At 43.6% G+C, this 12,031-nt stretch carries 10 protein-coding genes; 2 read left to right on the top strand and 8 right to left on the bottom strand.

The window, feature by feature from the left end:
- Positions 1-449: 449 nt before the first annotated feature.
- From HMPREF0581_RS06305 to ndk, 6 genes are all read right to left on the bottom strand, one after another.
- On the bottom strand, positions 450-932 hold the full coding sequence (locus tag HMPREF0581_RS06305) for an RES domain-containing protein (RefSeq protein WP_036381472.1): 483 nt from the start codon (positions 930-932) through the stop codon (positions 450-452).
- Positions 933-956: 24 nt separating this feature from the next.
- Positions 957-1,613: an RloB family protein gene (locus HMPREF0581_RS06300; protein ID WP_242835201.1), complete on the bottom strand. Its 657-nt coding sequence runs from the start codon at positions 1,611-1,613 to the stop codon at positions 957-959.
- On the bottom strand, positions 1,613-2,932 hold the full coding sequence (locus HMPREF0581_RS06295) for an AAA family ATPase (protein WP_009643375.1): 1,320 nt from the start codon (positions 2,930-2,932) through the stop codon (positions 1,613-1,615). The genes HMPREF0581_RS06300 and HMPREF0581_RS06295 overlap by 1 nt, the downstream gene beginning before the upstream one ends.
- A 658-nt stretch (positions 2,933-3,590) precedes the next feature.
- Entirely contained in the window at positions 3,591-4,007 is a 417-nt protein-coding gene (locus HMPREF0581_RS08855) for a helix-turn-helix domain-containing protein (protein ID WP_050992592.1), read from the bottom strand.
- 21 nt (positions 4,008-4,028) lie between these two features.
- Entirely contained in the window at positions 4,029-4,160 is a 132-nt protein-coding gene (locus HMPREF0581_RS08980; RefSeq protein ID WP_009643491.1) for a hypothetical protein, read from the bottom strand.
- 197 nt (positions 4,161-4,357) lie between these two features.
- On the bottom strand, positions 4,358-4,762 hold the full coding sequence (gene ndk, locus HMPREF0581_RS06285; protein WP_036381469.1) for a nucleoside-diphosphate kinase: 405 nt from the start codon (positions 4,760-4,762) through the stop codon (positions 4,358-4,360).
- A gap of 1,058 nt (positions 4,763-5,820) precedes the next feature.
- Here ndk and HMPREF0581_RS06280 point away from each other — a divergent pair.
- On the top strand, positions 5,821-6,720 hold the full coding sequence (locus tag HMPREF0581_RS06280) for a YitT family protein (RefSeq protein ID WP_009643517.1): 900 nt from the start codon (positions 5,821-5,823) through the stop codon (positions 6,718-6,720).
- Positions 6,721-6,821: 101 nt separating this feature from the next.
- Here the strand turns inward: HMPREF0581_RS06280 and HMPREF0581_RS06275 are convergent, their stop codons facing one another.
- A complete protein-coding gene (locus HMPREF0581_RS06275; RefSeq protein ID WP_036381467.1) occupies positions 6,822-8,912 on the bottom strand; it encodes a hypothetical protein in 2,091 nt (696 codons plus the stop codon).
- A gap of 11 nt (positions 8,913-8,923) precedes the next feature.
- Positions 8,924-11,050 carry an efflux RND transporter permease subunit gene (locus HMPREF0581_RS06270; protein ID WP_036381464.1) on the bottom strand — a complete coding sequence of 709 codons (2,127 nt, stop codon included), beginning with the start codon at positions 11,048-11,050 and terminating at the stop codon, positions 8,924-8,926.
- 259 nt (positions 11,051-11,309) lie between these two features.
- Between HMPREF0581_RS06270 and HMPREF0581_RS06265 the strand changes: the two genes are divergently transcribed.
- A complete protein-coding gene (locus tag HMPREF0581_RS06265) occupies positions 11,310-11,954 on the top strand; it encodes a TetR/AcrR family transcriptional regulator (protein ID WP_036381461.1) in 645 nt (214 codons plus the stop codon).
- The last annotated feature ends 77 nt before the right edge of the window (positions 11,955-12,031 follow it).

The raw sequence follows: 12,031 nt of genomic DNA, 5'->3' as shown, positions 1-12,031 counted from the left end.
CCGTTTGGATCATTGTCATCATCTGTAATATTGTACTCAAGGATCATGTCATTGATGACTCCGGTTTAATCAGGTGCACGGTTTTTGGCCGTTTTTACAACATTTCCTTGCACCTGTATTATACTACAGATGAGCCTAGACTGCAGTACTTTCAATGAGCTAAGCTGCATTTAACAATGCTTCGGCATGCGTGAGCACTCACTATTTAACAGTTTCTTAATCACTATAATTCCTCTCTACAATATTAATATTTTGTTACAACTATTTTTCATTACCTACAAACTCAAAGTACCCATCCTTCCAACAAACATAATTATTGTACGATTTACTACCATAATATTTAACGCCTTCAACCCCAACTACCTGGCAACAATCAGAAACGAAGCATGGAATTAAATACTCTCTTGGCATTTTATCGGTAATTGAATCAATTGGATACCTTAAATACTTTAAAAAATGCTTCCTTTCCTCATCGTATTTGATAGATCCAGTATAACAATAGGGTTAACCGGCTTAATTTTAATTGTTTGAATTTCCTGTTCATTTTTAAGATGTTTTCTTACTTCTTCAATAGCTCCATGCTGTGTATTTGCAAAATAATAATGGGATCTTCCAGGATGATTGTACCTTCCAGGTCCAGTTACACCTACCGGAGCCTTTAACATCTGAGCACTGACATATGGAGCCACGCCGCTATATCGGGCTCTTGAATGGTAATAAAAATCTTCATCAAACCCAATTTTATTGGGCGATGATGAAGATTTCCATATATTTCTTATCACTTCCATTATTTTTTTGCCAGCAGAATGAGTACTCCCCAGAGTAGGAGTTCTAAATAAATGATCCATAAAATCCATTAATTCTATTTCTTCTACAAATTCATCCTCCTCATTTCCATTATATTCAGCATTCTCATTTGATATTTTTTTCATGCTATCAAAGGTCTCCGTTTAGGATTATTTAATCTCACATTCTTTCAATATTTTATCTACAATTTCCCAAACTGAAAGCGACGGATTTTCCTTATAGAAACTGTACTCTTTATACTGCTGAAGCCTATATCCGCTTTTTTCATTTCTCTTCATAATGGCTTCAGCCCTTTTCACCGCAGAAATCACATCCTCAATGGTAAGTTTTTTCAGGATTCTCTTAAAGTCATTCTCTCGCTTATATTCCTGTAAATCTTCAAACTTCTCATCATAGGCTTTGTTTAACTCTGGAAGATACTGCTTGCGATGAGTTTTAGCTCCGTTACAATCCGTTTTATGCAAAATTATCCATAACTCAAAAGTAAAATTACTATAGCCCAACTTGTACTTAATATCTTTGCCAAGCTGCTCTGCATCGCTCATACGATCTAAAGTTTCTTGAAATTGCTTTACATGAACATCATCCTCACTCTCTCTGTCAAAGACATGGGTTATCTCTGTCGATTCTAAAAGAGTCATACCTTTTACCCGTGTAAGAGGATTTTTTTGGATTTTAGAGTCAAGTTTTACATTGTATTTTGACTCCGTAATAGAATTTATCGTCTTCTGTAGCCAATCCAAATACCACTTTTCAGTTTCACCTTCTACCGAAAAATAATATTTTTTCGTCTCTTTTCTCATCATTACACCCCTTTTCTATCCTTCAAAAGGCTCTCAAAAATCGGTGTAAAATCAATATCCTTGATTGCACCATAACGATCTACAAAGTAGTTTTTCATATAATCTTCGTTTTTACGCACACCACTTTTCCCTGATGTTCCAAAGTCAGATAGAGAGTAGTGTATACTACAGTGAGTATCATCATCTCTTTCAACAAACTTTATTTCATCACGCCTAAACAGATTTGCATTCAGAAAAATAGGATTGTGTGTGTTGAACACCAATTGTGCATGTTTTTTATTTATCTCATCATTATGAAAAATATTTATTATGTTCATCAGTGCCATTGGATGTATAGAAGCATCAAACTCGTCCACCATCAATGTTCCACCGTTTAGCAATGCATTTACAACAAGAGGAAACATATTAACAAAGCGAATTGTTCCGTAAGATTCAAATAACTCTGCCGGTATTGCTGTATTCTTTTCTGTTGTTTCAAATATAGAAGCAAGCCTTGCTTTTTCACTTTCATCATCTATCACATATCCAAGTGCATTAGAATTGATACCAAATAGCTCTGCAGCTTCATTTATAGTTTTCTCTATATACACTGATTTCTTTTTAGGATCAGCAAACTTACGAATAAGTTGCATGGAATCAGCACGATAAATCACCATGAATTTATTATTTAGCCAATCCGATACGATATTTGCAATTTTTGAGCTAAACATATTTCTAAAGCCATTCATCAAGAACAGCTCTTCATTATTTAGATTATTTTTTGCGATTGCAATAACGCCTTCTGCATATTCTTCAAATTCATTTACAAGATAATCTCCAATTAAATCAAGTGAGCAAATTTCCAGTTCTTCTTCTCTGTTAAACAAAAGTTTCTCGTTGATTTTCAATGATTCTTTTACAACTTTTCTGTTATATTCCAACTCTAAAAATTTTCCAATGTCCATGGAAAAAGCATACTCAACAAGCATATCTTGTTCTATAAACTTTATTGAAAAAGACACAGGTTCAGGCTCTATACATGTATTATTCGGAATTAACTCAAGTGCAACAGATGCTGCATTGGGAGAATCTTTTTCATCATTACGAATATTGCCTCTGAGCACGATGTTTTTAAAGGCATCCATCGCACCAATAATATTAGTTTTCCCGGATGCATTTGCTCCATAGATAATTGCCGAACTTAATCCCTTGTATGTTCGATTACCTATTTTTTCATGTAAGATACTATAATCAAGTCCTTTTTGTTTAGGTGCCGGTATCATTGAGAATATTAATTCATCCTTAAAAGATTTATAATTAGTTGCTTTAAATTCTAACAGCATATCCTTTCCTCCATTCTGCAAGATTTATGCAAAATCTTATTTATAGTGTACCCATGTTTTAAAAAATAATCAATATGTTATTTTGTTTTGCATAATATTTGCAAAATCATTGTTGCACATTCTTCCATAGTTTTGATATTTTAGTGATTTGCGATTATATTTGCAACCAACCTTCTACTCAACATTTAACACGAAGCTCATAAATTGCGTTTTACCATTTGCACAGAACAATGCTTTTCCCAATCGTTTTGTGCATTTTTCAATATAGATAATGTTTTATAAGGGTTAGTCACTCAATCAAAGCATGAATTTTTTCTACTTTTCTCGACCGAATAATTGTATCTTGCAGCATTTATTAGGTCGAAGGCTCTTTCGATCGTGTGATCGAAAGCTTGAGGAAGCATGTATCACAATATTTGTAGATCAATTGATACGCAGATGTTTTGAGCTTTCCGTTAGCACCAGACTAATCGATTTTCTTCAAAAGATACTCATAGCCATCTCTGTGGACATCAATATTATCTCGTTCCGCAAAAAGCCGCACACGAGCATTCCTATCTGTTATTTACGAACTCCCCTGCCTGATAGCTTACCAAGATCTGCAATTACCACGCTTAATCAGTTTAAATATTCTAAATATAACGGATAACCCCCGCATCTACCTGTACTTCTTACCCTCCTCAGTCAGTACATATCTCCTGGCTCTGCCCGATCCTTCCGGCTCCAAATATCCGCCACCCACGATCCTCGCGAGCAGCTTGCCAGACTGTGAAGGTGTCAGCTTGCACAACTCCGCCACGTCCTTGCGCGCAATTCCTCCAAATGCCCTCGCATACTGAAGTATCAGCTGCATGCTACGGGTATAATTCTTGCCCCGTGCCTTTGCCGGCCTGAGCCCATCTATCTCGAAGCTGCTGAGCCACGGCTTCTCCTCGTAGCGAATGACGATCTTGCCCGTCTTTACCGCACCACGCTTCGGATAGTATACGTTTCCAAGCACGCTTCGATCCACTTTGTATCCTCGACTGAGGTAATATTCAGCATCTCTGTCCTTGTCAGTAAAACCTACTGACATCTCCAACTTGGGAGGCGCACATCAGCTTGTAAATCTTATTACATCGATGACAATGTCCGAGAAACCCCTGTTCTCTATATATTCGATGGCGTTGTCGTTGAGTTCTATCATCTTGTCCTCTCTATAAAAATTCTTCCTTTTCAGAATGATCAAGCTGTGGTCTGCTGTCCTCTTACGTTATGTAACCTTTTGACTGGTCTATGCATTATATCCGGCTGCCTCACGGATTGCTTGAGACCAGCTTCGCTTGGATTGGATTGATTGGATTGGAGAAAGCTCCTGCACCTGCATTATACCGTAAAGGAGTCTCCGCTTCAGCGTCTTTCTATCAGCTGCACAACCGTGAAGCCTTATCCGAAGAAACGCTTGATCTCGATTTCGGCGTTCTCGACAGAATCGGAACCGTGAATCAGGTTCTCTCTTGTGCTGTGAGCGTAGTCGCCGCGGATTGTACCGGCAGCAGCTTCTTCAAACTTAGTAGCTCCCATGATGATTCGCATGCCCTGTACAGAATTCTCTCCCTCAACGATCATACCGAGAACCGGGCCCGATGTCATGAACTCTACAATCTCCGGGAAGAAAGGCTTGTCAGCCATATGTGAATAGTGTTCCTTGAGGATAGCTTCGTCGAGGTTCATCATCTTGGCATCTACAATCTTGTAGCCCTTTCTCTCGATTCTGGAGATAACCTCTCCCATGAGGCCTCTCTTCACGCAGTCCGGCTTGAGCATAACATATGTCTTTTCAATACCCATTTCTAATCTCCTCCTCATATAATCAAGTGTCAATTGTTGAAAATTCAGGTTTGTAAGTCTGCCTATCGCCTAAATATAATATATAAAGTGTAGTGGTCAGCACCAGTACTGATTGTGCAAAATTCTTATTTTGTTTGATGAAACAAAAAGGGCAGATTCTCAACGAGCAATGTACTGATTGTACAAAAATCTTATTTTATTATTTCAATGTACTTTTGACGGGGAGCAGTTCACGACATTAGGTTCGAAACTGCTTCTCTCATTGCTAAAGCTTTTGTAATTCAATACTTACCTATAACTTATACCATATTTCTTAAAGACTTTGTACTTTTTGATATATACGATACACGGTCACTCTAACAAATCATAACAGAATCGTCATAATCGAATGGTACTATAATGGTGCAAAAGAAATTAGTGCATAAAACATTTTCTTTTGATTGTTCTTTCTTAATTAAATAATTTCGTAGTAGAAGTGAACCGCTGTCGCCAAGCAGCGGTTCACTTTCGTTTTTGACATTTGTCCTATGACCCTATGGCTCAGATTGGACTATCAACAGGTTTGTCCTATGACGACCGTGCGCCGTGAAATATGGCGCAGCGGCGCAATTGACGACCAACACGTTTGTCCTCCTATAGCCCGTTATATCGGTATTGATGCCGATGCAACAGCTCTCTTTGTCCTATAACCCTCTTTCTCTTTAATCGTATCTGTCGATGCTGTCGCCGCTTTATCGCTTCTTATACCGGTATTGCCTCTACCCTACCTAACGAACACCGTTATTCGTAACCCTAAATAGGATGGGGTAGCGAAAGCACTGAAGGAACTCCCTACCGGTCAATATTATTCGTAACAAGATCCGGAAACGATAATAGCAATACTTCTTGACGGTCGTTGATATTACACCATATGGTACCAACAAGCTCCGGAAACGATAATAGCAATACCCGGCAAAGAAAAACCTATCTACCGTCCGCCATTATTCGTAACCCCGCCGGCTATTGACAGCCATGTTCAAACAATGTAAAGTTCAGTTGGTTACACAAGGAGGCCTGACATGAACGATAACAACACCAGCATTTCCGGCTACATACTGAGCCCTCATTTCCTGCGTAGTGCTCTGACGGTTGTCATCGGCAACCTGATCTACGCCATCGGAGTCGCGCTCTTCATCCTTCCGTCCGGCCTGATCACCGGCGGAACGACAGGTATTGCGATTATAACGAACCATAATTTTGGCATATCCATCTCCATCTTTGTGGCAATTTTCAATGCCGTGATGTTCGTAGCGGGATTTGCACTGCTCGGCAAAGAGTTCGCGCTCACCACGCTCATCAGCACCTTTGCTTACCCGGCGTTGCTCGGCTTCCTGCAGAAGCTCATCGGCCCCTTCAAGCTCACCGACGACTTGTTCCTGTCGGCATTGTTCGGAGGCCTGTGCATCGGATTGTCGCTGGCTATGATTATCAGAATCGGCGCCAGCACGGGTGGTATGGATATCCCGCCGCTCGTATTAAATAAATATTTCAGAGTGCCGGTTTCCGTCAGCCTGTACGTGTTCGACTTCATCATACTTATAGGACAGATGATGTTCTCACCTACACGCACCAGTCTGTACGGAATCGTGCTCGTGCTCGTCTACACGATAACTCTTGATAGGCTGCTGGCGATAGGAGCTTCCAAAACCAAGCTCGAAATCGTCACCAAATCATCAGAGGAGATCAAGAAAGCCATACTGCAGGATATCGACCGCAGTGTCACCCTGCTGCATGGACAGACCGGTTATCTCGGCAGAGAAACAGATATAGTGCTGACTATCATATCTTCGAGGGAGCTGTACAAGGTTGAAAGGCTCGTGCATAAGCTTGACCCCGATGCTTTTATAATACTTAGCAAGGTTGGAAGCGTAAGCGGCAGAGGTTTCAGCAGAGAGAAGCGGTATATTGACAAAAAATAACGAAAACAGCCAAGGCTCACACTTCGGCTGTTTTACGTATTACATACAATATCCTTATTTACCTTTTACTGCCGACGAAAGAAGTGCCAACAGCGGAAGGCTTATTTAGACGCCTTGATCTCTCCGCTCTTGAAGATCAGTCTGCTCTCACCTGACATGCTGCTGTCCTTACCGCCGACAAACACCTCATGCTTGGAAGCTTCGACTGTTGCTTCCAGTCTGCCTGCAATCTTGTTAAGCTCCGCCTTCTTGAGCGTTCCGATGAATTTCCGTATGCCCTGTTGGTTGAATTTTGTCATACCGGCTGCTAACTGAGTAGCTCCGGCGTCCAGCTTGTTGGAGCCCTGATCCATCTGTGCGATTCCGTTGTTGAGCTGATCCAGACCTGACAGAAGCTTGCTGCTGCCTGCTGCCGCCGCATCTACACCGGCAGTGTACTGCTTAACACCGGCGATGAACATCTCCAGCGAATCCAACTGCTCCTTGAGTGCCTTGAGCTTGGCCGGTGCATCCTTGCCAACTGCTATTGCAGACAGCTTCTTGACATTGTCGCTTGCTCCCTGACCTGCAATCTGGTATTCCTTGGCTGCAGTAAGCAGATTAGTTGCATTAGCCTGCTGAGCCTGCAGTGTAGCCATGTTGGTGCTGCCACCGGTGAGTCCCATCTCGACGGCAGTAAGCATTACAGCCTGCTGTCCATCAGGATTTCCCAGCTGGGCGTCTGTATATCCGGCTGCCTTGAGAACTGTAATTGCCGCGCTCCTATAATGGTTGATATATTCGGCTGCTGTCTTAGCCTGTTCTGCTGTTGCTGCCGCCTGCCGGATGTACTGTGTGATTTCTGCCTGAGTTGCCTCCGACTTGCCGTCTGCCATCATCTTATTGTAGGCAAGTGACAGGATGTTGTTCTGTGTTGCTGCATCAGATACTCCGGCAGAAGCCAGCGCACCTCTCAGCGTGTTCTCTGCTTTAGCCAGCGCTCCGTCTGAGATCCCTGCAATTACCTGCGCATATGTAGATGGCGAGAGCACTATAGTGTTATCACCCAGCTGATCCTGTATCTCTGTAGTGGCTGTTGCAAATATCTGTGTTTCAACCTGCTTAGCTCCGCTTCTGAGCGACTCGCTGTTAGCCGTGAGCTGCTGCAATCCGTTGTTGAGTGCCCTTGCTCCACTCAGAGCTTCGTCGCTGCCGGCCTTGAGTCTAGTTGTTCCGCTTGCCAGCTCATCTGCACCGGCCTTGAGCTCATTGCTGCCCTGCTCCAGTTTGTTGGCAGTATCCCCCATCTGTGTGAGAGCACTCTGAACCTTGGCCGCCTTGCCCTTTATACCGCTGAGGTTCCCGCCGAGATCGCCGGCGATTCCTGACATCGCAATCGTATAAGTGCCGTCAAGCTCGAACTTATCAGCATGAGCATTTACAACTACGCTATTTGGAATATCGAACTGCGAACGGTTGATACCGAGATTCTCGTTCATCCCCGGGAAGGCAACTCCCATTACCACAGTCTTGTTGCCGTCATCTATAGCCTTTCCGTTGGAAACGCTTACGTCGCTGAACTTTTCATTGTTCAGCACTAATCCGCTGGCTACGGTGTATGGATGCTTAATCAGATGTCCCTTTACATACTCCGACTGATTGACCGTGTAGTCAAATCTGATAGTTATATTCCCTGACTTTCCGGCAATCTTCTTGGCAGACATCTTTTCGCCGTTGAGGAAATACGTAATCTTGACATTCACCGGGAGTCCTGCGGTCGGCGTTCCCTTGTATTTGATAGGCTTGCCTTCTGCATCCCAGGAAACGTTGTTGCCGTTCTGCGTAAATTTCTCGTGGCCTGAGGTGTTCTCTATATCCTTGAGAGTCGAGTAGTCATTCAGCCTGTCAACCTTGCCATCATTTGTAAGCTGCTCAGTTACCACCGTTTCCTTGACATTGCCTTCTGCATCCATGGATGTGTATGTAGTCTCGACCTTATCCTTCTTGGACGCAGTACCTGCACGCGTCAGGCTTGGATACGATGACTCTACAGCCTGTTCCGTCTTGGTCTCTCCGATTAGATCTGCACCCTTGCTTTTGTTAGCTGCGTTTGCACTTAGCGGCGTCACAACGTACATGACTCCGACTGTCAGGCAGAGAGCCAGAGCTGAGGCCCCTCTCTTTATTTTCTTGCTGTTACCTAATCTATTCATTTCTATGCCTCCTAGATTGTATTGCTCTCGACATTAGTATTGCTCTTATGCTCATATATATCTCTGAGTCCGCCGGTTGTGCGGCATACCAGGCTGTCAAATGCCATCAGGAACGACGGCAGCACCAGTATTACGGTCAACATACTGATGATTGCACCTCTAGCCATCATCGTGCACAGAGTACTGATGATTCCGATATTGGAATAAATAGACACACCTATCGTCGCTGTAAAGAATCCCAGCGCACTGACTATAATCGACGGAATCGACGCTGCAGCCGCGGTGCTTACCGCATCCCTCTTGCCCAAGCCGGCAAGCCTTTCGGACTTGTAACGCGTCGACATCAATATCGCATAGTCAACTGTCGAGCCCAGCTGGATTGTGCTGATGCAGACCGGAACGATGAACGGCAGCTCAAGTCCTGTAAATCCGGAAATTCCCATGTTGACGTATATCGCAAACTCGATTGCCGCTACGAGTATGAACGGTAAAGATATCGATTTCAGCACCGCCAGAATAATCAGGAATACCAGCCCGATCGAAATCCAGTTTACGACCTTGAAGTCCTTATCCGTCAATCTAATCAAGTCCTTGGTTGCCGGAGCTTCTCCGATTACCGTGGAAGATTTGTCATACTTGTGAGCTATGGTCTTGACCGTATCTATCTGCTTGTTGCACTCCGTTGTAGATACCTTGTACTTGGAGTTTACAACTATCATCTGATGCTTCTTGGACATCAGACCGTTCCTTAGCTCGTCCGGCAGCATGTTCTTAGGAATCGATGTCCCCATCACTGAATCCAGTCCGAGCACACTCTGTACGCCGTCGACCTTCTTGATCTTGTCACTCATCTCCCTACCATCAAGAGCGGATAACTTGGCATCAGCGATTATTATATATGAGGTATTTATTCCAAAATCCTCACTTAACTTGTTGTTGGCTGTCAGAAACTGCGTCTTCTCGGCAGGCAGCTCGTTCTGGCCGCTTGAGAGCATCTTGGTGAAGTCGTATACGACATTTTGATGATTATATCCATAGATCGCCGGGATAATCAGTATGCAAAATATCGCTATATATATCCCGTACCTGCTCGTCAATCCGTGTGCGAACTTAGTCATGTCCGGAATTAGCGATTTGTGTCTTGTCCTCTTCAGAGTCTTGTTAAATCTGAGGAGCAGCACCGGCAGCACTGTCACGCTGGAGATTACTCCAAATACGACGCCCTTGGCCATTACTATTCCGAGATCCTTGCCCATCGTGTAAGTCATGAAGCACAGTGCGAGGAATCCGGCGATTGTTGTAGCCGAGCTCCCTGTTACGGATACGAGGGTCGCATCAATTGCCTCGCCCATAGCCTCGTGGTTGTCAAGTCCCGAGTCGAGCTTCTCCATGTAGCTGTGCCACAGGAATATTGAGTAGTCCATCGTGACCCCCAGCTGCAGGACAGCTGCGATAGCCTTGGTGATGTATGAGATCTCTCCGAGGAATATGTTGGTTCCCATATTGTAGAGAATCGCCATCCCTATGCTGATCATAAATATGACCGGTGCAGCGTATGAGTCCAGCAGAAGCATCATAGCGAGCAGCGACAGAATGACTGCAACTGCGACGTACTTAACCTCCTCGTCCTCACACAGTGTCTTGAGATCCTGTACGAGAGCCGACAACCCGGATACATAAGTGTCCTTGCTGCTGACCTTGCGCATTTCCTCAACTGCGGTGAGAGTCTTGTCATCAGATGTCGAGTTCTTGAAGAATACGACCATCAGACTCGCATCTTTATTTGAAAGATTCCTGGATACCTGATCCGGCAGCATCGACTTGGGAATGCTTGGATCCAACACATCCTCCAGGTTGAGCACCTGATCGACCCCGTCAATCCTGCTGTAGTCGGCCTTGAGCTTGGTGACATCGTCACTCTTCATGTGCTCGAGCACTACTATTGAGAATCCGCCCTTGCCGAATTCGTTCATCAATACGTTCTGCCCCTTCATCGTGTCCATCGTAGACGGAAGATAGGTGAGCATATCGTAGTTAATTCTCGTCGTCTTGTAACCGATAAATGATGGTATAAGTAGCAGCAGAGCTGCAATCAAAATGATGCGTCTGTGCTTAACGACTTTAGCTCCTAGTTTCATCGGTCTTTCCTCCTTGCTCCTTGAAACGATGATAGTATAGCGCACTACTGACCAATAGTCAATTATTATTTTTTTAAAATTCTTTTACCCGCTTAAGCTTTTATAAATCGTTGATTTTCTACCGCTCTCTATATACTTTTTACCGCTTTCTATAACTACATATCATATTGACCCTAAGTCACAGTTGGGTATATCATTGACCTGGCGGATGCCGCATGGTATATGTAAATGATTATCTTCAACACAAGGAGAGTCACAAATGGGCAAGATATTATTAAAAAAAGAAAAAAAGCGCACCGACATCCTTAACTCGGCGTACGAGCTGTTTACGACAGTTGGATTTGCAAGAACGACGATTCTCAATATCGCCCTCAAAGCCGGAGTTGGTAAAGGTACGTTCTATCTATATTTTGATAGCAAGGAAGATGTCAGGGACACGCTCATAGCCCGGAAATCCTCAGAGCTGCTGCTTGACGCAGTTGCTTCGCTGGAGGATTACACGTCTAAGAGCAGCCTCGGACTCAGTCTGGCCGACAAGGTCATCTACGCAACCGATTACCTGATCACCAAGCTCTCGAAGGATATTGCACTGCTGCAGTTTATTTCCAAGCATTTGAGCTGGGGACTGCTGACCGGTTCGACTATGGTCAAGCATGACGAGGACGAAGTCGTAGACTTCAAATCCTTCTTCATGGACATCATCGATAGAGAGCAGCTTCCTATCGAGAACCCCGAGCTTCTGATATTCACTGTAGTCGAGCTCATCAATTCGACATGTCACAACGTCATCCTGATGGGTGAACCGGTGACATATAGCGACTACAAACCTTATCTGTTTAGGACAATCAGGCTGATAGTAGACGATGCGATAGAGGGAAAAACAAGAAAATATTATAAAAGATAAAGGCGGAACTGATGGCTTATAGGACAAAAAACGTGTTTTGCTAATCCCAGTAAGAAGGATAATTGTCCTCTCTATGG

It is taken from the genome of Mogibacterium timidum ATCC 33093 (assembly GCF_000525775.1).
GTDB classification, from domain to species: domain Bacteria; phylum Bacillota; class Clostridia; order Peptostreptococcales; family Anaerovoracaceae; genus Mogibacterium; species Mogibacterium timidum.
The sequence above is the reverse complement of the archived record's forward strand: the minus strand, read 5'-3'. Positions and strand labels throughout refer to the sequence as shown.

What these genes read in the sequence shown, in the direction of transcription:
- HMPREF0581_RS06265 (WP_036381461.1), top strand. Translation starts at nt 11,310, where the DNA reads ATGGGCAAGATATTATTAAAAAAAGAAAAAAAGCGCACCGACATCCTT.
- HMPREF0581_RS06295 (WP_009643375.1), bottom strand. Translation starts at nt 2,932, where the DNA reads ATGCTGTTAGAATTTAAAGCAACTAATTATAAATCTTTTAAGGATGAA.
- HMPREF0581_RS06280 (WP_009643517.1), top strand. Translation starts at nt 5,821, where the DNA reads ATGAACGATAACAACACCAGCATTTCCGGCTACATACTGAGCCCTCAT.
- HMPREF0581_RS06275 (WP_036381467.1), bottom strand. Translation starts at nt 8,912, where the DNA reads ATGAATAGATTAGGTAACAGCAAGAAAATAAAGAGAGGGGCCTCAGCT.
- ndk (WP_036381469.1), bottom strand. Translation starts at nt 4,762, where the DNA reads ATGGGTATTGAAAAGACATATGTTATGCTCAAGCCGGACTGCGTGAAG.
- HMPREF0581_RS06305 (WP_036381472.1), bottom strand. Translation starts at nt 932, where the DNA reads ATGAAAAAAATATCAAATGAGAATGCTGAATATAATGGAAATGAGGAG.
- HMPREF0581_RS06300 (WP_242835201.1), bottom strand. Translation starts at nt 1,613, where the DNA reads ATGATGAGAAAAGAGACGAAAAAATATTATTTTTCGGTAGAAGGTGAA.
- HMPREF0581_RS06270 (WP_036381464.1), bottom strand. Translation starts at nt 11,050, where the DNA reads ATGAAACTAGGAGCTAAAGTCGTTAAGCACAGACGCATCATTTTGATT.
- HMPREF0581_RS08855 (WP_050992592.1), bottom strand. Translation starts at nt 4,007, where the DNA reads ATGTCAGTAGGTTTTACTGACAAGGACAGAGATGCTGAATATTACCTC.